The sequence below is a fragment of the Blastopirellula sp. SH421 genome (assembly GCF_057808535.1).
Genome location: NZ_CM173712.1, coordinates 937,672 through 955,658, shown reverse-complemented (window position 1 = coordinate 955,658; position 17,987 = coordinate 937,672). Strand labels below are relative to the sequence as shown.

Annotated in this window: 16 protein-coding genes; 11 read left to right on the top strand and 5 right to left on the bottom strand. The window is 55.7% G+C overall.

The genetic code is table 11. The features are described 5' to 3' along the window. Nucleotides 1–24: 24 nt before the first annotated feature. The 7 genes from SH421x_RS03880 to trmB all read left to right on the top strand — a co-directional run bounded on the left by SH421x_RS03880 (nucleotide 25) and on the right by trmB (nucleotide 7,919). Entirely contained in the window at nucleotides 25–1,173 is a 1,149-nt protein-coding gene (locus SH421x_RS03880) for an iron-containing alcohol dehydrogenase (RefSeq protein WP_488854083.1), read from the top strand. Nucleotides 1,174–1,393: 220 nt separating this feature from the next. Beyond that, nucleotides 1,394–2,752, top strand: coding sequence for a methyl-accepting chemotaxis protein (locus SH421x_RS03875; protein WP_488854082.1), 1,359 nt, complete (start codon nucleotides 1,394–1,396; stop codon nucleotides 2,750–2,752). A 295-nt stretch (nucleotides 2,753–3,047) separates the two neighbouring features. Then, nucleotides 3,048–3,446 (top strand): STAS domain-containing protein, encoded by a 399-nt coding sequence (locus SH421x_RS03870; protein ID WP_488854081.1) that lies wholly within the window; start codon nucleotides 3,048–3,050, stop codon nucleotides 3,444–3,446. A 125-nt stretch (nucleotides 3,447–3,571) separates the two neighbouring features. Beyond that, nucleotides 3,572–6,460 carry an MMPL family transporter gene (locus SH421x_RS03865; RefSeq protein WP_488854080.1) on the top strand — a complete coding sequence of 963 codons (2,889 nt, stop codon included), beginning with the start codon at nucleotides 3,572–3,574 and terminating at the stop codon, nucleotides 6,458–6,460. Nucleotides 6,461–6,577: 117 nt separating this feature from the next. Beyond that, nucleotides 6,578–6,676, top strand: coding sequence for a 50S ribosomal protein bL37 (locus tag SH421x_RS03860; RefSeq protein ID WP_488854079.1), 99 nt, complete (start codon nucleotides 6,578–6,580; stop codon nucleotides 6,674–6,676). A 76-nt stretch (nucleotides 6,677–6,752) separates the two neighbouring features. After that, nucleotides 6,753–7,247, top strand: coding sequence for a 3-hydroxyacyl-ACP dehydratase FabZ family protein (locus tag SH421x_RS03855; RefSeq protein ID WP_488854078.1), 495 nt, complete (start codon nucleotides 6,753–6,755; stop codon nucleotides 7,245–7,247). Between the two features lie 27 nt (nucleotides 7,248–7,274). Next, a complete protein-coding gene (trmB, locus tag SH421x_RS03850; RefSeq protein ID WP_488854077.1) occupies nucleotides 7,275–7,919 on the top strand; it encodes a tRNA (guanosine(46)-N7)-methyltransferase TrmB in 645 nt (214 codons plus the stop codon). A 2-nt stretch (nucleotides 7,920–7,921) separates the two neighbouring features. On the opposite strand, the gene SH421x_RS03845 is transcribed toward trmB, so the two are convergent. The 3 genes from SH421x_RS03845 to SH421x_RS03835 are packed head-to-tail and all read right to left on the bottom strand — an operon-like array spanning nucleotide 7,922 to nucleotide 8,811. Further along, nucleotides 7,922–8,251 (bottom strand): PF20097 family protein, encoded by a 330-nt coding sequence (locus tag SH421x_RS03845; protein ID WP_488854076.1) that lies wholly within the window; start codon nucleotides 8,249–8,251, stop codon nucleotides 7,922–7,924. Next, nucleotides 8,248–8,538: a type II toxin-antitoxin system RelE/ParE family toxin gene (locus SH421x_RS03840; protein ID WP_488854075.1), complete on the bottom strand. Its 291-nt coding sequence runs from the start codon at nucleotides 8,536–8,538 to the stop codon at nucleotides 8,248–8,250. The genes SH421x_RS03845 and SH421x_RS03840 overlap by 4 nt, the downstream gene beginning before the upstream one ends. Next, complete coding sequence (locus tag SH421x_RS03835) at nucleotides 8,539–8,811, bottom strand: hypothetical protein (protein ID WP_488854074.1); 273 nt, start codon at nucleotides 8,809–8,811, stop codon at nucleotides 8,539–8,541. A 99-nt stretch (nucleotides 8,812–8,910) separates the two neighbouring features. Here SH421x_RS03835 and SH421x_RS03830 point away from each other — a divergent pair, with 99 nt between their 5' ends. The 4 genes from SH421x_RS03830 to nirB all read left to right on the top strand — a co-directional run bounded on the left by SH421x_RS03830 (nucleotide 8,911) and on the right by nirB (nucleotide 17,166). Next, nucleotides 8,911–9,927: an aldo/keto reductase gene (locus tag SH421x_RS03830; RefSeq protein WP_488854073.1), complete on the top strand. Its 1,017-nt coding sequence runs from the start codon at nucleotides 8,911–8,913 to the stop codon at nucleotides 9,925–9,927. Between the two features lie 133 nt (nucleotides 9,928–10,060). Further along, a complete protein-coding gene (locus SH421x_RS03825; RefSeq protein ID WP_488854072.1) occupies nucleotides 10,061–12,307 on the top strand; it encodes a S9 family peptidase in 2,247 nt (748 codons plus the stop codon). Nucleotides 12,308–12,345: 38 nt separating this feature from the next. Continuing rightward, nucleotides 12,346–13,902 (top strand): TrkH family potassium uptake protein, encoded by a 1,557-nt coding sequence (locus SH421x_RS03820; protein ID WP_488854071.1) that lies wholly within the window; start codon nucleotides 12,346–12,348, stop codon nucleotides 13,900–13,902. 261 nt (nucleotides 13,903–14,163) lie between these two features. Next, a complete protein-coding gene (gene nirB, locus SH421x_RS03815) occupies nucleotides 14,164–17,166 on the top strand; it encodes a nitrite reductase large subunit NirB (RefSeq protein ID WP_488854070.1) in 3,003 nt (1,000 codons plus the stop codon). A 25-nt stretch (nucleotides 17,167–17,191) separates the two neighbouring features. Here the strand turns inward: nirB and SH421x_RS03810 are convergent, their stop codons facing one another. Together SH421x_RS03810 and SH421x_RS03805 are read right to left on the bottom strand one after the other, a co-directional pair. Next, nucleotides 17,192–17,407: a hypothetical protein gene (locus tag SH421x_RS03810; RefSeq protein WP_488854069.1), complete on the bottom strand. Its 216-nt coding sequence runs from the start codon at nucleotides 17,405–17,407 to the stop codon at nucleotides 17,192–17,194. Then, nucleotides 17,374–17,964 carry an ATPase gene (locus SH421x_RS03805; protein WP_488854068.1) on the bottom strand — a complete coding sequence of 197 codons (591 nt, stop codon included), beginning with the start codon at nucleotides 17,962–17,964 and terminating at the stop codon, nucleotides 17,374–17,376. The genes SH421x_RS03810 and SH421x_RS03805 overlap by 34 nt, the downstream gene beginning before the upstream one ends. Nucleotides 17,965–17,987: the final 23 nt, after the last annotated feature.

Sequence of the window (17,987 nt, the reverse complement as noted above, 5' to 3'; positions counted from 1 at the left end):
ATCGCTGGAACGTAAGAGGCTTGCATGATCCCGTTCGATTTTCAACCGCGTACACGCATCGTCTTTGGCCCCGGCGTCGTCGCCCAACTTGGCGACTTGGCGGCTGAGCTGGACGCCAAACGCGTCTTAATCGTCAGCGATCCCGGCGTGGTGAAAGCAGGCCATAGTCAAAAGGGAATCGACGCACTTCGTGCAGCCGGGATCGAAACGGCGTTGTTTGACGGCGTGCAAGAGAACCCAACCACGGCCAACGTTGACGCCGGTGTTGCGATGGCGAAAGCCAATGATGCGCAGCTGATCGTCGGGCTTGGCGGCGGCAGCGCGATGGACTGCGCCAAAGGGATTAACTTTCTGCTGACCAACGGCGGTCGGATGCAGGACTACTGGGGCGTCGGCAAAGCACAGCATGAGATGCTGCCGATGATCGCCGTTCCCACTACCGCCGGAACCGGCAGTGAGACACAGTCCTTCGCACTGATCTCTGATGCTGAGACCCATGTAAAGATGGCGTGCGGCGATCCCAAAGCCAGCTGCAAAGTTGCGTTGCTCGATCCCGAACTGACCGTCACGCAACCGCATAAAGTCACCGCGCTGACCGGCATCGACGCAATTGCTCACGCACTTGAGACCTACGTCACGCGACGTCGCAACAGTTGCAGCCTGGCGTTCAGTCGCGGGGCTTGGCGGATGCTGGCCAGCAACTACGCGCAGGTCCTCAAAGATCCTACCAATCTGGAAGCTCGGGGGGGGATGCAGTTGGGCGCGTGCTTCGCAGGCTTGGCGATCGAAAATTCGATGCTAGGCGCAGCTCATGCGCTGGCCAATCCGCTCACCTCCAAATTTGGCGTAGTGCATGGTCAAGCAGTCGCAGTGATGTTGCCGCATGTGATTCGCTACAACAGTGCAATGGTCGGCGATTGGTATCGCGAACTACTGCAAGTCGACGTGCCAATTGCTGGATTCCCCAGCGGGGACCATCCCGAAGCGTTGGCCGACTTTGTAACCCAGCTGGTTGCGGAAGCCGATTTGGCGACCGATCTAACAGCCCTGGGAGTGGATCCCGACAGTACGACCGAGCTAGGTATCGACGCCGCCAAACAGTGGACCGGGACCTTCAATCCCCGCGAAGTTGATGCGGCTTCGCTGAAGTCGCTGTACGACGCCGCGCTCTAATCGGCATATCTGACACGATGCGGCGCGGGGCCAACCACACCCCCGCCGCTTCCCCTCTTCTGCCTGCGGCATTCAGCAATAATCGGGCGAATCCAACGATGGGCAGCGCCGCGATCCATTTTGTGTTCCATATATGTCTGTGCGGCTAGTTGCGTGAAACGTACCACCAACACGTCACCATGACTTCGCTGCGCCGTGGAATCAAGAGAAGGTAGAGATAATGCTGGGAATGATCGCGTCACGCTGGTTCTCGTCAAAGCGTCCAGCATCCGATTTGACTGACATGCAAACCGAACAGCATGAACTGCGGGGGCTGGTGACCGCAATCAATCGCTCCAGCGCGGTCATCCACTTTGCCCTCGACGGAACTATCCTGTCTGCGAACGATAATTTCCTGCAGACGATGGGCTACACGCTCGACGAACTCCGCGGCCAGCATCATCGCATTTTCGTCGATCCGCAATACGCAAACTCTGTTGAGTATTCGCAGTTTTGGGAAAAGCTGCGTAGCGGCGAAGTCCATGCCGATCAATACAAGCGAATCGGTAAAGGAGGACGCGAGGTTTATATTCAAGCCTCGTACAATCCCGTCTTTGCCTCTGACGGCCGACCGGCCCAAGTCGTCAAGTTCGCTACCGATATCACCCAGCAAGTCCTCGCCCAACAAAAATCGGCGCAGGCGATGAACATGCTGGAGAATCTGCCGATTAACATCATGTTCGCCGATCGAGACTTGATCATTCGCTACATGAATCGCTCCTCGCAAGCGACGCTCGAAAAAGTGCAACACTTGCTGCCGATTCCGGTCAGCAAGATTCTCGGGGCCTGCATTGATCAGTTTCACAAAGATCCCCGGGTACAACGGAGGCTGTTAGCGGACCCGCAGAACCTGCCGATCAAAGCTCATTTTCCACTCGGCCCCGAAATGATCGACCTGATGGTTCACCCCATCTACGACGACGCACAAAATTACATCGGCGCAATGGCGAGCTGGAACATCGTCACAGAACAAACGCTGCTCCGCTCGCAAGCCGGGCAACTCGGCCAGGTCGGCCAGACCGTCGCCGGCAACGTCAACGACATGGCTGCTGCAATGCGCGAAGTTAGCCTCAACGTCAGCCGCACGGCCAACTTGGCCGCTAGTGCAGAACAACAAGTGGTCGCCACCGGCAATTCGATTCAGCAATTGACCGAAAGCAGCGGGCAAATTGAAGAAGTGATCGACCTGATTCGCGAACTCGCGGATCAAACCAATCTACTTGCTCTGAACGCGACGATCGAAGCGGCTCGCGCTGGGGACGCCGGTCGCAGTTTCGCCGTTGTCGCGGGTGAAGTGAAATCCCTAGCTAGTGAAACGGCGAAAGCAACTCACACCATCGCTGAACGGGTCAGCGGGATCCGAGCAAACATCGAATCGGTTGTCTCGGCCACGCGTAAGATCTCAGGCAGCGTCGCCGAAGTAAGCCAAAACAGCTCCTCCGTAGCTGCAGCAATCGAAGAACAATCGACCATTATCTCTGGGATGAAAACAACAGCCGAGGATCTGGTGCAACTCAGCGCCCATCTACAAAAAATGTAGACCCAGAACAAAACAAGCTGTGAGAGGCTCAGAGCGGCGTCCGAGGCAAAGTCGGCGCCGCTCTTTTTTTGCGCCCCCCCATTCTGAAGTAAGAGGGGCGGCGTGCGGCAGCGGCTATCGCCTGGCCTCTTCTGCGGTTTCTCTGCTTCGCGCTGTGGATTTCGCTGGCAAGCCGATCAGATTCAGTCCATGTTTGTCTAGAGATGAGCGATTTTGACTATTCATGGGGCTTCCCCTCGAAGATACTATTAGATATCAGCAAACACCGATGCGTCTCAGCACGGAGGACCCAGCTATGAGCTTCAAATACAGTTATTTACGCGTCCGCGACAACAGCGAGGTGGTCGTCGCCGACTTCCAGCAGTCGTCCATCTTGGACGAAGGGGCGATCGAACGGATCGGCGTCGAATTCGATCGCTTGGTCCTGGAGGCGGTCACCGCCAAAAAGCTACTCGTTAATTTCCGCGGCGTCGAATACATGTCTTCGGCGATGATCGGAAAACTGATCCATCTGTCCAAGAAATGCAAAGAGGCCAAGGTCAAACTAAAATTGTGCGGGGTCGGCCCCAAAATCAACGAAATCTTCCAGTTGATGAAGCTGAATAAGGTGTTTGACATCCAGAAGGATGAAAAAACAGCGATCGAAGCCTTCAACAGCCCATCCTTAAGCAATTGGTTTGGCCTGAAAACGTAAGACAGACGCTAGCATGGGCGCAGTTCGCTCTTTCCCCTACGAGACGGTCTAACTAGAATCCCCCGCTGGCGTTCATCGCTTGCGCCGATTCCCTATCTGTCGTACGTAGTCCTGAAAGTTCGTTCATGTCGTCCGGATCGCCTGACGAGACCGATGCCGACCGCTCCATGCTGGCGATGCCGCTGGCTGAGTTAACGCGCGTCGTCGTTCGTAATCCGGTCACGGTCATCGTAATCGGACTGTTGGTTGCCGTCGCTTCGGTGTTTGGCACGGCCCAATCGCTGGGCTTCAAAACAAGCCGGCTTGATCTGATCAATCCTGACAGCAACTACAACCAGCTGTGGCTCGAATATCTCGAACAGTTTGGCGCGGATGACGACGTAGTGGTCGTCGTTGAAGGAAACGCCAAAGAGCACGTCTCCCCAGTGCTAGAGGCGCTGTACAGTCGACTCTCGGCCAACCGCGAATCGTTTTACGCCGTACTGCATGAGCGAGGCCTAGCCAACGTGCGGGCCAAAGGTCTGCACTATGTGCCGCCTGACGAACTCGCCGAAATGGAGGGCGAAATCGCCGCGCTGCAGCCGGTGCTCAGCGGCAAGTGGGAAGCGATCTCATTTGATCGGCTCCTCTGGGGCGCCAATCAGCGATTGCTGGTCGATTCACCCCAGCAGAAACAAATGGCCGCCGTCGAGTTAAATCGACTTGCTGATGGCCTGCTGCATGCCCTACGCGAAGATGGCGACAATCCCTCGATCTGGGCCGAACCGCACGAATCGCTCTCGGTCATGAGCCAACTCGATTCAGAGTATTTCACCGCCAATGAAGGACGAATGGGCTTTGTCCTATTGCGTCTGGTTAAAAACGAATCGAGTTTCTCCCAAGGTGGCGAAGCAATTCGCCGCTTGCGCGGGATCATCCGCAATGTGCAAGCCAACTACCCTGAAGTTCAAATTGGCCTGACTGGTTTGCCGGTCATGGAAAATGACGAGATGGAGGGGAGCCAAAAGGACATGATCCTATCGAGCGTCCTTAGCTTGATTGGGGTCGCAGTCCTGTTTATTGCTGGCTTTGGCGGCTTGCGACATCCGCTGCTGGCCGTCGCGACCCTGATCATCGGCTTGGCCTGGAGCTTCGGCTTTGTGACGATCTCGATTGGGCACCTGAACATTTTAAGCGTCTCTTTTGGCGTAATTTTGATCGGTCTGGGGATCGACTTTGGGGTCCACTATGTCGCAAAGTATCTACAATTACGCCAACGAATTGGGGATAGCGGCACAGCGTTAATCGAAACGTCACGCAGCGTTGGGCCTGGGATTGTGACCGGCGCTGCAACAACCGCAATCGCGTTTTTCACCGCCGCTTTGACCGAGTTCACAGGCGTCGCCGAACTGGGCGTAATCGCCGGCGGCGGAATTATTGTCTGCCTGATTGGCGCGTTCACGTTGCTGCCGGCGATGATTGTCTTGGCCGATCGCAATCGCAATCGTTATCTGTTGCCAAATCCGCTGCGGATTGATGGGTGGATCGCTCCCATGATGCAAGCGCCCCGAGCGACGCTCATCGGGTCGTTAGCGTTTTGCATCTTCCTTTCGCTGGGCGCTTCAAGACTTTACTACGACCACAACCTGCTGAACTTGCAAGCGCAAGGACTCGAAAGCGTTGAGTGGGAAAAGAAACTGCTGGAAGAGACCGACCGCAGCGTTTGGTTTGCACTCTCGATCGCCGGCAGCCGCCAAGAGCTGATCACGCGGAAAAAAGCGTTTGAAAAACTACCAAACGTCGACCATGTCGAAGAGATCGCCTCGTTGCTTCCCCCTTCGGACGAGCAACGATCGGCACAGATTCAGCGGATTCGTTCACGCCTAACTAACCTGCCCGAGTATCCCCCGACCCTGCCGATCACGCCGGCGCCCCAATTAGCGCAGATTTTGGCCCAAGCCCAACAACTGCTGCCAGGCGACGACGCGACCGCACTGCAAGCACGACGCCTGATTGGCCAGGCCCGCGAGTTATTGCGCACCATGCCCCAGGCACACTACGAGGCGCTGATGCGTTCGCTGCAACAGCGTTCGGCTGGCGAATTGCTGACGCGGATGCATTCGCTGCATGCGGTATCCGACCCCGAGACGCCAAATATTGATGATTTTCCAGAAGCGCTAGTGACGCGATTTGTCGGCAAGAACAATCAGTACCTGCTGCGAATCTATCCCAATAGCGATATCTGGGACATGGAATCGCTGGCGAAATTTGTCGCCCAAGTGCAGTCCGTCGATCCACAAGTCACCGGCCAACCGCTGCAAACGTTTTACGCTTCGCGGCAAATGCAAAAGAGCTATATCCATGCGGCGATTTACTCGCTGATTGCCGTACTGATCGTGCTGATTCTCGACTTCCGCAGCTTGCGGCACTCGCTGCTGGCGCTGACGCCGGTTGGACTAGGAAGCGCGATCATGTTCGGCATTCAGGGGTTCATGGATATTCCGCTGAATCCGGCCAATATGATCGTGCTGCCGCTGATCCTGGGGATCGGGATCGACGACGGCGTCCATGTGCTGCACGACTACCGCTGCCAAGCGGGCAAAAGATATCGAATCTCGGCATCAACCGCCGCGGCGGTGCTGATTACCTCGCTGACAACTATGATCGGATTCGGCTCGCTGATGCTGGCCGATCACCAAGGACTGCAAAGCCTGGGACGCGTGCTGACAATTGGTGTGACCTGCTGCTTGTTCACCTCGCTGATCGTGTTGCCGGCATTCCTCTCAACGATCACTAGCCACTTAAAAAATGAAGATTCCAATCGCAAACCAAAACCGGAAGCGACACGTAAACGAATTCGTCCTGGCCTGTTGAGTGAATTTGGCAAAGATTCTCCCCCCAGTAGCGGGCCTCGCAACTCCGAGCCAGCGTCGGCAGCGCAACTGGACGCTTCATCGAAAAAACCAGGGGGAAACGCCAGCGACCATGACTCGGACCGCACCATCATTGTCCCGGTCCGCCGTCCGCCCCGCTAATCCACCCCGACAGGGGATTTGCCAAGTGGTCCTTTCCCCCAAGGGAAAGCAACGCTAAAATCTGGGATTCGTAACAACCGACCTGCAAAAGCTAAGCAGTAACCCGAAAGATAGAAAATGGCCAAGCCGCACCGCAAACTGAAAAAAGCCAATCACGGCGCTCGTCCCGCCAGCGCCAAAGCTCGTAAAGCCAAGCGTCGCGCCATCAAGACCTAGTCTCGTCCCGCTTGCTGCAATGAAGATTGCCGGGATTTTTACGTTTCGCTGACCGCCTGCGGAGGAGTGTGGCGCCGTGCCGCGCGAAGACTACATCCTCGATCCCGCGACGATCGATTGCAACCATGTGATCGCTGACATCGAAGCGATTCGCGAGTTGAACCCCCAACGCTTCGAAATGGAGCAGTTGACGGCGATCGTCTACGAAGACACCGAGAAAGACATCTGCGTCGGATACAAAGATCTGGCCGAAGATGAATTCTGGGTACGTGGGCATATGCCCGGCTTTCCGCTGATGCCCGGCGTGATGATGTGCGAAGCGGCCGCTCAGGTCAGTTCGTGGTATGTCACGCGCCATAACCTGATGGGCGACTATCAGCTTGGCTTTGGCGGGCTTGACCAGGTCAAGTTTCGCGGCATCGTTCAGCCTGGCAAACGCTTGGTGATCGTGCTGCAAAAGACGAAGGGTCGCGCTGGACGGATCATCGTTTGTCGTTTCCAGGGCTTCATTGACGAACGCCTGGTTTGTGAGGGGGAGATTCGCGGCATTCCTCTTCCGAAAAATCTGTAATTGGCCCTCCCTCTTTCGTAGTTCATCATGGGCCGCAAAACGCTACCGAAACTTAATCCCAGCGTCGATCTAAGTCGCAACTTTCGCACCGCCGAGCTTGTGCCGCGCCCCTGGGACCCCGAATCAATTTTCGGGCGAATCGCGCCGCTAGAGATCGAAGTCGGCTGCGGCAAAGGACTGTTCCTGCGCAACGCATCCGGCGGAACTCCCGAGCGAGATTTTCTCGGCATCGAAATCGCCTTCAAATATGCCGAATACGCCGGCTATCGCCTGGCGAAGGAAGCACGCACCAATGCCGTGATGGTTCATGGGGATGGGCAGAAGCTCTTTCCCGAAGTTTTTCCGAATGAATCAGCGGCCGCAGTCCATGTTTACTTCCCCGATCCATGGTGGAAGAAACGTCATCATCGCCGCCGCGTGATGAACGAGACCTTCTCGCAAGAGATCGAGCGAGTCCTGATCCCCGGCGGTATTCTGCACTTTTGGACCGACGTCGAAGAATACTTTGACATGACCGTCGAACTGCTGCACGAGCATACAAAACTAACAGGCCCACTGCCGGTTGCAGAACGCGAGGCCGAGCATGACCTCGACTATCGCACCCACTTTGAACGCCGTATGCGGAAGAATGACCTGGACGTCTTTCGCAGTGAGTTCCACAAGCCGGCCTAGCGTCACGCTTTCTTCGACTCTTTGTCAGGCTGCACATCGCGCGGCGCGATGATAATCATTCCGCACAGCCGGCAGCGAAAGCTATCGCTGCGAAACGGCCCCAGACGCAGTGCGAAGTCCGATCCCACCACCGGTTCGTCGCCGCCGGCCAAGATTCGTTCCAACATCGAACGATCAAGAATCCGCCACTTGATCGGCGCGTAAGAGGTGACCATCCCGTACTCCATCGGCGACGCACAGTCCGGGCAATCGCGCACCGGTCGATCGGGGGCATCTCGGCTGGGCGATGCGAACGGGTTCTCGGCGTCAGAGTTGGAAGCAGAGTCGGTCATGGCTTTTGCATTATGGACTCAATGTCGCGATTCCCATGAAGGATGCGCACAATTTCTACGCCGTCTGACATTGGTTCATAAATGATCGCGTACATTCCCAAAACGCTGCAGCGAAGATCCTGGAACCACTCTAATCTAGCCCCCAATAGCGGCTGCGCGGCCAAGAGCTCGAAACGCTCTTGCAAACGATCCATCATTCTAGCGGCTGATTGCGGACTATCGCGGTCAATGTAGTCAATAATCTGCTTGAAGTCCGTTCTCGCAAGCCGCGAAAGTCGATGTGACATTTAGCCTGCCTGCTCGCGTTCACTACGAATTTCGTGCAATATCTCTTCTTGAAAGGCCTTCGCTTCCGCGGGAGTGCGGATCTCCACATAGCGTCCTGCTCGCAGGTCATCGACGCCGGCCTGAATCTTTGCTTTCACCGTCGCCCAATCGGCCGCTTGTTGGTCAAACAGCGTCAGCGCTGCTTCCACAATCTGCTGCGGGCTGTCGTAATTGCCGCTAGAGAGATGCTTTTGAATTATCGACTCGGTCTTTTCGTTTAAAGGTAGGTCCATGCCAACACTCATCCAAACCGGGAATTGGTAATTCTGCTCTTACTATTCTATGCTAAACAGCGTATTCCGCCGAATCTTCATCGCAGGTAAAGCTCTCTTATGCAACTTCGCCCTCTTGGTCATACCGGAATTCAAGTCAGCGAACTCTCACTCGGTGGACTTTATACATCGTCGCTGGCCGGCGGTGACTCCGAAACCACTCGACTATTGTCAGCCGCCGCCGAACTAGGAATCAACTACTGCGACACGGCGCCTGCCTACGCCGATAGCGAAGCGACGCTTGGCAAAGCACTTCAGGCTTCCGGCAAGCCGTTTATTGTATCGACCAAATTTGGCGGTCGGCCCACGCCGTTCGATCCGCAAAACATCGACCAGCTAAAGGCGTCGTTCGCCGAAAGCTGTCGCGTTCTGGGACGCGACCAGATCGATATTCTGCTAGTTCACGAGCCCGATCGTCCGCTGCAATACAACTGGTGGAACAGCTTTCGTCCGCTCGCTGGCCCCGTCTTGGATCTGCTACAAGAGCTAAAAGCCTCAGGCCGCGTCAAAGCGATCGGCTTGGCCGGCACCACCGTCGCCGAAATGACGTCGCTGGTTAGAACGGGTCTGTTTGATGTGCTGCTGACGGCGTTCAACTACAACTTACTGTTTCGCGAAGCAGAAGAAGAACTACTGCCGGCCGCCAAAGAGCAAGGAATGGGCGTCATCGTCGGCTCGGCACTAGGCCAAGGTTTTTTGAGCCGACGGTTCGACAAAGAAGTGCTAGAGCGCCCCTACTGGATGAGCCGTCGCCGTCGCGAACAATTACTGCGGTTGTATACGTTTGTCGAAGAAACCGGTTTCGATCTGCCGGAACTCTGTCTCCGTTTTGTGCTGAGCAATCCCGACATTTCGACGGTGCTAATCGGCGCCAAGACGCGTGAACAACTGGAAGCCAGTGTTAAAGGAGCGAAACTAGGACCGCTAGAGCCAGAAACGCTGGAACAACTGCACGAACTTGCCACCATGCTCCCCCATCGGCCGTATGAAGAACCGATGATCTTGCCTCTGGGGAAGGAGTATTACGGCCCCGGCATCGCCAATATGGGCGGCGCGGTGCAAGTTGGCAAAGGTTAGCGTCCCACAGAATATCGTTCCCTCCGTTGGCTTGCCGCTTGTGATCCCTTATCCTGATAGACGCTGCTAGTTAGGTAAAGTTGAACGGGCCGCCGATCTATTTGCGGTCGGCCATCACGGAAGGGAACTCACCATGACTGCTCTGCAACGGCTGCTCCGTAACTTCATGCTCGGGATTTTGGCGATCGCAGTTCTCTGCGGATGCACGCCAAAGTCCGACAAAGTCGCTGCTCCGACTTCTAATGTCAGTACGCCGGAAGGGCCTCAAGACAAAACAGCCAAACCGGCCGAGACCACTCCCGCTACTGCAAAGAAACCCGCCGAAGATAAACCGGCTGACAAGCAGCCCGCAGAGATGAAGCCAGAAACGACCCCAGCGGCAGCCGCTTCTCCCGCTGCCGATAAGAAAGCCTTTGACATGAGCGACGTGCCGCTGATCCCTCGCCGCAAGTTTTTTGGCAATCCCGAAAAAGCACGGGCTCGCTTAAGCCCCGATGGAACCAAGCTCGCCTATCTAGCGCCGGTCGACGGAGTGCTCAACGTCTGGGTCGGCTCAACCGAATCGCTGGGCAAAGACGCCAAGCCGATCACCAAAGACACGCATCGCGGCATTCGCAGCTTTAGCTGGGCGTACACCAACAACCACGTCCTCTACACGCAAGACAAAGATGGGGATGAAAATTTCCACATCTATGCCGTGAATCTAACGACAGACGAAATCAAAGATCTGACGCCGCTCGAAAAAATCCGCGCCGAAATTGATAACGTCAGCGAAAACTTCCCCAATGAAATCTTGATCGGGCTCAACGATCGCGACCCGCAGTTGCACGACTTGTATCGCCTGAATGTGGAGACCGGCGAAAAGGAATTGCTGCAAGAAAACCCAGGTTTCGCCGGCTTTTTGACCGATGACAACTATAAGGTCCGCTTTGCGATGACCTACACGCCGGACGCCGGCCAAATGTATCTGACCCCGACCGAAATGGACGGCAAAGAAGACTGGAAGCCGTTTTTGAAAATCGACGCCGCCGATGCAATGACGACCGGCATCGCCGGCTTTGATAAAAGCGGCGAAGTCGCCTATTTGTACGACAGCCGTGATCGAAACACCGCCGCACTCAAGTCGCTTGACCTGAAAACCGGTGACGAAAAACTGATCGCCGAAAACGACAAAGCCGACATCTCCGGCGTGTTGACCCACCCGACCGAAAAGACGATTCAAGCCGTCGCGTTCAACTACGAACGCCAAACTTGGGACATTCTGGACGAAACGCTGAAAGCCGACTTTGCATTTCTCGAAAAGCAAGAAGATGGCGAAATCCAGATCACTAGCCGCACGCTAAATGACAACCTCTGGACGGTCGCCTACCTGCGTGACGATGGCCCGGTCGATTTTTATCTGTATCATCGCGGCGACGAAAAGAAGGCCGAGTTCCTCTTCTCCAGTCAGCCTGAACTGGCCGATCTGCCGCTGGTGAAGATGCACCCGGTGGTCATCGACGCGCGTGACGGCTTGAAGCTGGTCAGCTATCTGACCTTGCCAAAAGGCTCCAATCCCGACGGCGGGATCAAGACAACCCAGCCGTTGCCGCTGGTGCTGGACGTGCACGGCGGACCTTGGGCCCGCGATGACTGGGGTTTTAACCCGATGGCTCAATTACTGGCCAACCGCGGCTACGCCGTCCTTTCGGTCAACTATCGCGGCTCGACCGGTTTCGGCAAAGATTTCTTAAATGCCGCCAACAAAGAGTGGGCCGGCAAGATGCATGACGACTTGCTGGACGCGGTCGATTGGGCGATCGCGCAGGGGATCGCTGATCCTGACAAAGTTGCAATCATGGGGGGCAGCTACGGCGGCTACGCCACGTTAGTCGGTTTGACCTACACGCCTGACAAGTTTTGCTGCGGCGTCGATATCGTTGGCCCGTCAAGTCTGGTCACGCTGCTGAACAACGTTCCGCCCTACTGGATGCCGTTCATGCCGGTAATGAAGGACCGCGTTGGCGATCATGAAAGCGAAGAAGGGATAGAATTTCTCAACAGTCGATCGCCGCTCAACTTTGTTGATAAGATCACCAAGCCGCTCTTAATCGGCCAAGGCGCCAACGACCCGCGGGTTAAACAGGCCGAAGCGGATCAAATTGTCAAAGCGATGGAAGAGAAGAAAATCCCGGTCACTTACGTGTTGTTCCCCGAAGAAGGACACGGTTTCGCCAAGCCCGAAAATCGCTTCGCGTTCAACGCCGTGACCGAAGCCTTTTTGGCCGAGAATCTGGGGGGCCGCTTTGAACCGATCGGCGACGCGTTTGTCGGCGCCAAGCTAGAGATCCCTGCCGGTGCTGCCGACGTACCCGGCGTTGAAGCAGCGTTACAAAAATAGCCTAGCCACAGGCTTTCGCCTGCCGATATGATTCTACGATGAATCTACCGCTGCTTAGCAAGTATCTGGGCGTCGTCACTCTCCTTTTGGCGGCGGCGATGCTATTTGCGCTGCCGTGGGCTTTCCCCTGGCTCGGCCACGGACAGCAGTTTGATACGCGAGGTTTTTTCGCCGTGTTGTCGGCGGCTGCCATCGCGGGGGCTCTCGGCGGCGGGATGTTACTCGCCGGGCGAAACGCCAGGGGACAACTCTACCGTCGTGAGGCGATCGCGATTGTCGGGATTAGCTGGCTGATCTTTACCACCGTCGGCGCGCTTCCCTTTATCCTGGGACATGTCAGAGGGAGCGAAAGCAACGAGCGGATTGTGCGTCTGATCGTTGACGACCTGTTTGAATCCGCGTCTGGTTTTACCGGAGCCGGCGCGACCATCATGAACGACATCGAAGATGAGAGCATGCTGCCAAAGTGCTTGTTGTTTTGGCGCAGCGAAACTCACTTTGTCGGCGGCCTAGGAATCATGGTCCTGTTTGTCGCGTTGCTAGGGCAAGGCTCGGCCGGTAAGGCGCTGCTGATGACCGAGTCTGTCGGTCCGCAGGGAGAAGTCGGAACTTCCCGATCGCAACATAGCGCCTGGATTTTCGCCGGCATCTATGTGGGACTCAACGTCATTCTGACGGCGCTGCTATTGATTGAAGGGATGAACCTATTTGATGCGCTCTGCCACTCGTTTGGTACGATCGCCACGGGTGGGCTGTCGACCTACAACGCCAGCGTCGCACATTTCGAGAGCGTCACGATCGAGATGACGATCGGCACCTTCATGGCGATCGCCTGCGTTAATTTTTCACTTCTGTATGCTGCGCTGCTAGGCCAATGGGCGCGTCTGTGGATCAACACCGAGCTATGGGCCTATCTCGGGATTTTGTTTGGCGTCATCGCGGCGGTAATGTTCGCCGGACTCTGGCATCATGATTTCCCGGATGTGATGACAGCGTTTCGTTTCAGCTATTTCAACGTCATTTCGGTGCAAACCAACACCGGATTTGGTACTAGCGACTTCGACCGCTGGAATGAATTCAGCCGCGGGATGCTGTTTGTTCTGATGTTTGTCGGCGGTTGTGCCGGCAGCACCAGTTGCAGCTTGAAGGTGATTCGCCATGTCGTGCTGTGGAAGTCGCTCTACATCTACATCCTCAAGACTTTTCGCCCCCGGTTGATCAGCACGATGCGACTCAATGGCAAAGCGGTTCAAGACTCGAACGAGCTGACCAACGAAGTCTTTATCTATTTTGGCATGATCGGCTTTGTCTTTATCGTCGCGTGGCTCGCGTTGTTATTTCTAGAGCCGGACAAAGCTTGGCTGGAAGCCGGACACTCGGCGCCTGTCAAAATGCTCGACTGTGCAACCGGCGTCGCCGCTTGCATCAACGGAGTGGGGCCTGGTCTTGGCGCTTTGGGCCCGTCAAAAAACTTCTCCGGCTTCTCGATCGGCAGCAAGCTGGTCTTTACCGCACTGATGCTGCTAGGCCGGATTGAGATTTTTCCGCTGCTGGTGATCTTTACGCCCGGCTTGTGGCGGCGATCGACGCACTGATCGTCCACCAAACCGCTGCACAACGGCGCGGCATTCGCAAAATCGCAGCGCCCTTTAATTCTGAGCATTCCGAAGTCACCAGCGACCATTCTTTGCTCGCCTCGTCGCAACCTCTTTCCCTAGCGATAGTTAGCAATCTTTCTCGCAACGCGTTATAAGCCGGTTTTCTGCGGCACGTGACTTGCTTTTCCTAGCGCTGAGTCTGACGGTCCTTGCTGCTCGTCCTCCCCTTGGTCCCCTCTTTCGATACGAGCGAGAGTTATGATTGCTTCCGATCCGCAAACCATTGTTGTCGTCGGTAACGGCATGGTTGGTCATCGATTTGTGGAGAAGATGATCGAGCTGGACATCGCGCAAAAGTATCGGATCGTCACTTTTTGTGAAGAGCCGCGCGCCGCCTACGATCGCGTCGGGCTGACTTCTTTCTTTGCTCATCGCGACGCCGAAAAGCTGATGCTCGCGCGGATGGACTGGTATCAACAGCACGAGATTGAGTTGCATATCGGCGATCGCGCCAATCGCATCGACCGCGCTGCGCAAATCGTCTATTCGGATCGTGGAGCGGCGATTCACTACGATCACTTAGTGATGGCGACCGGCTCGTATCCGTTTGTCCCTAACATTCCCGGCGTAAAACATCATGGAGTCTTCGTCTATCGCACCATTGAAGACCTCGAACGGATTATCGAATACGGCAAAAAAAGCAAACGCTGCGCCGTCATCGGCGGCGGGCTGTTGGGATTAGAAGCGGCCAAAGCGGCACATGATCTAGAGCTAGAAACCTACGTGGTCGAATACAACGGCCGAGTTATGCCGCGACAGTTGGACGACGCCGGTTCGGAAATGCTGATTAAGAAAATCTCAGCGCTGGGTCTGCACGTCTTGCTCAACAAGGGAACCAAAGAGATCCGCGGCGATGGCCATGTGCAGCAGATTCAGTTTACCGACAACACGACGATTGATGTCGACATGGTCATCATCTCGGCCGGTATTCGTCCGCGTGATGAACTCGCCCAAGAATCCCACCTAGAACTGGGAGAGCGCGGCGGCGTGCTGGTGAATGATCGTCTGCAATCTTCCGATCCTAACATTTATGCGATTGGTGAAATTGCGTCGCATGCCGGCATGGTCTATGGCTTGGTTGCTCCCGGCTACGAAATGGCGGAGATCGTCGCCGCCAACTTCTGTGGAGCAGAACGTCAGTTCACCGGCGCCGATATGTCAACGAAGCTTAAACTAATGGGCTGTGATGTCGCCAGCTTTGGCCAGTACGATTTACCAGCCGAACAAGCGCGCCCCTTGATCTGGGAAGACCCGTTCAAAGGGGTCTACAAGAAGCTGCTGTTTACGCCAGACGGAACACGCTTACTGGGCGGCATGTTGGTCGGCGACGCTTCAGACTACGGCACGCTATTGATCCTCAGCAAAAGCGAGGCTCCCCTTCCCTGCGACCCAGCCACCTTGATTGGCGCCGGCGGCAGCGGCGACAAAAACGCCCTCGGCGGCGTGGCCGACATGCCTGACAGCGCTCAGATTTGCTCGTGCAACAACGTCACCAAGGGACGTATTTGTGAAGCGATCCGCGAAGAAGGAATCGACACCATCGGCGCATTGAAAATGTGCACCAAAGCGGGCTCCGGCTGCGGTGGCTGCCTACCGTTGGTCACCGATCTGCTGACCGCCGAGCTGAAAGCGGCTGGCAAAACCGCCAACACCGACCTGTGCGAACATTTCTCGTATTCGCGACAAGAGTTGTACGAGATTGTACAACTGAAAGAGATTAAAACCTTCAACGAGTTAATCGCCCAGCATGGCCGCGGCCTCGGCTGCGAAATTTGCAAGCCGACAGTCGCATCGATCTTGGCCTCGCTCTGGAACGATCAAATTCTGGAGCCGCAGCATGCAACGCTGCAAGACTCGAACGATCGCTTTTTGGCCAACATTCAACGCGGCGGTTCTTACTCGGTCGTACCGCGGGTTCCCGGCGGAGAGATCACGCCAGAGAAGTTGATCGTGCTGGGAGAAGTCGCCAAAAAATACAAACTGTACACGAAGATCACCGGCGGCCAGCGCGTCGATCTGTTCGGCGCCCAAGCCTACGAGCTGCCAGATATCTGGGAAGAACTGATCAACGCTGGCTTCGAGAGCGGTCATGCCTACGGCAAGTCGCTGCGCACGGTGAAAAGCTGCGTCGGTTCAACCTGGTGCCGTTATGGGATCGGCGATGCGGTCGGCTTTGCGATTACGCTGGAAGAGCGATATCGCGGGCTCCGTTCACCTCACAAGCTGAAATTCGCCGTCTCAGGCTGCGTTCGTGAATGCGCCGAAGCCCAATGCAAAGATGTCGGGCTGATCGCAACCGAGAACGGCTATAACCTTTACGTCTGCGGCAACGGCGGAACCAAGCCGCGACATGCCGACCTGCTGATCGCCGACATTGATGAAGCGACCGCGATTACCTACATCGATCGCTTCTTAATCTACTACATCCGCACGGCGGACCGACTGATGCGAACCGCGACTTGGATGGAGAAGCTAGAGGGAGGCCTCGATCATCTCAAAGCGGTCGTAATCGACGATAAGCTGGGCGTGGCGGAAGAGCTGGAAAAACAGATGCAATATCTGGTCGACACCTACCAGTGTGAATGGAAAGAAGTGGTGAATGATCCAGACAAACGCAAGTGGTTTCGTCAGTTCGCGAACACCGAAGACCATCAGCTGGACATTGAACTGATCAATCAGCGTGATCAATCGCGGCCTGCGGATTGGCCCAAAGAAAACGTCACCCTTGTCGAACTCAAGGGCTTAAACGGAGAAACAATCGATCACAACGGACAAGCGAATCTGCGCAGTTGGGTTCGCGTTGGCGCCATCACCGATTTCCCCATCGATGGCGGCTCGGCGATCAAGTATGGTCAAACGCAGATCGCGGTCTTTAACTTTGCGAGCCAGGGCAATTGGTACGCTTGCCAGAACATGTGCCCCCACAAAAACGCGTTCGTGCTGTCACGCGGGATGATCGGCACGGCAGGAGAAACACCCAAGGTCGCTTGTCCCCTGCACAAGAAGACTTTCTCATTGGAATCGGGAGAATGCTTGAGCGGAGAAGAATACTCCGTGAAGACCTTTCCCGTGAAGATCGAAGGAGACGGCGTCTATCTCGAACTGCCGCCAGAAAAGGTCCTGGACTCTGAACTGGGGACCGACAAACATTGCATCCGCGGCTGCGATGCGGTCAACGCGTTGCAACTAGCAGCGACGTAACGAAGAAAAGAGGAAAGCAGCGAGATCATTCAAAATCGGCGGCGTCGGGAGGCAACGTCATCTCATGTACGACTTTGCCATCCCGCCAAGTAACGTAGGGAACCCCTTCGCGGATGTGCGCCTTCATCGCTTCGATCTGCGCTTTGCGGACCAAGCGCATCCAAGTGGGGCGATCGGCCCACTTGCGCGCGATGTCATTCTCCGCATCTAGCGGGTCGATTGAGCTTGAATCGTTTGCCATATTCCGTTCGCTTGAATCCTAGTTTTCAGCTGTGATCCGCCGCTGGCAATTGATTCACCCACGGGGCTCACCCCATTTATTATGTCCCATTCATCCATATTCGGAATGTATAAATTGATAAGATTCTTCATACCGGAATGATAACGACGCCGAATCGTTTCCTCTGGAATATCATGGCCACCACGAGCTACTCTGGCCGCTACCCGCTGAATCGCTGTCTTTTCGTCGGGCAACCAAACGAATAACAAGTAGGTAATGTAGCCGCTGGACTTCAACTCTTTCAGCCATCGAGCATAGCTTCGCGACGCCAGCGTTGTTTCTAAGGCGAATGATTTTCGTGATGCCGCTAGTTCATGCAAACGGGCCAGCATGATTCGACCCGCTTCAAAGGCGGCGCCTTCGGGCGCGTAAGCTGAAAGACCTTGGGCGATCACATCGGCGTTTACGAACTCGCGAACGTTGAGATGATCTCGCAGCAAGTAAGGAGCAAGCGTCGATTTGCCGGCGCCATTAGGACCGGCGATCACGATGACACTAGGTGCTTGCTTCCTACTCATTCACAAACTCATCGCAACAAGTG

Bases quoted from the DNA above. Each gene is read 5' to 3' on its own strand.
- SH421x_RS03880 (WP_488854083.1), top strand. From the start codon at position 25: ATGATCCCGTTCGATTTTCAACCGCGTACACGCATCGTCTTTGGCCCC.
- SH421x_RS03875 (WP_488854082.1), top strand. From the start codon at position 1,394: ATGCTGGGAATGATCGCGTCACGCTGGTTCTCGTCAAAGCGTCCAGCA.
- SH421x_RS03870 (WP_488854081.1), top strand. From the start codon at position 3,048: ATGAGCTTCAAATACAGTTATTTACGCGTCCGCGACAACAGCGAGGTG.
- SH421x_RS03865 (WP_488854080.1), top strand. From the start codon at position 3,572: ATGTCGTCCGGATCGCCTGACGAGACCGATGCCGACCGCTCCATGCTG.
- SH421x_RS03860 (WP_488854079.1), top strand. From the start codon at position 6,578: ATGGCCAAGCCGCACCGCAAACTGAAAAAAGCCAATCACGGCGCTCGT.
- trmB (WP_488854077.1), top strand. From the start codon at position 7,275: ATGGGCCGCAAAACGCTACCGAAACTTAATCCCAGCGTCGATCTAAGT.
- SH421x_RS03845 (WP_488854076.1), bottom strand. From the start codon at position 8,251: ATGACCGACTCTGCTTCCAACTCTGACGCCGAGAACCCGTTCGCATCG.
- SH421x_RS03840 (WP_488854075.1), bottom strand. From the start codon at position 8,538: ATGTCACATCGACTTTCGCGGCTTGCGAGAACGGACTTCAAGCAGATT.
- SH421x_RS03835 (WP_488854074.1), bottom strand. From the start codon at position 8,811: ATGGACCTACCTTTAAACGAAAAGACCGAGTCGATAATTCAAAAGCAT.
- SH421x_RS03830 (WP_488854073.1), top strand. From the start codon at position 8,911: ATGCAACTTCGCCCTCTTGGTCATACCGGAATTCAAGTCAGCGAACTC.
- SH421x_RS03825 (WP_488854072.1), top strand. From the start codon at position 10,061: ATGACTGCTCTGCAACGGCTGCTCCGTAACTTCATGCTCGGGATTTTG.
- SH421x_RS03820 (WP_488854071.1), top strand. From the start codon at position 12,346: ATGAATCTACCGCTGCTTAGCAAGTATCTGGGCGTCGTCACTCTCCTT.
- nirB (WP_488854070.1), top strand. From the start codon at position 14,164: ATGATTGCTTCCGATCCGCAAACCATTGTTGTCGTCGGTAACGGCATG.
- SH421x_RS03810 (WP_488854069.1), bottom strand. From the start codon at position 17,407: ATGGCAAACGATTCAAGCTCAATCGACCCGCTAGATGCGGAGAATGAC.
- SH421x_RS03805 (WP_488854068.1), bottom strand. From the start codon at position 17,964: ATGAGTAGGAAGCAAGCACCTAGTGTCATCGTGATCGCCGGTCCTAAT.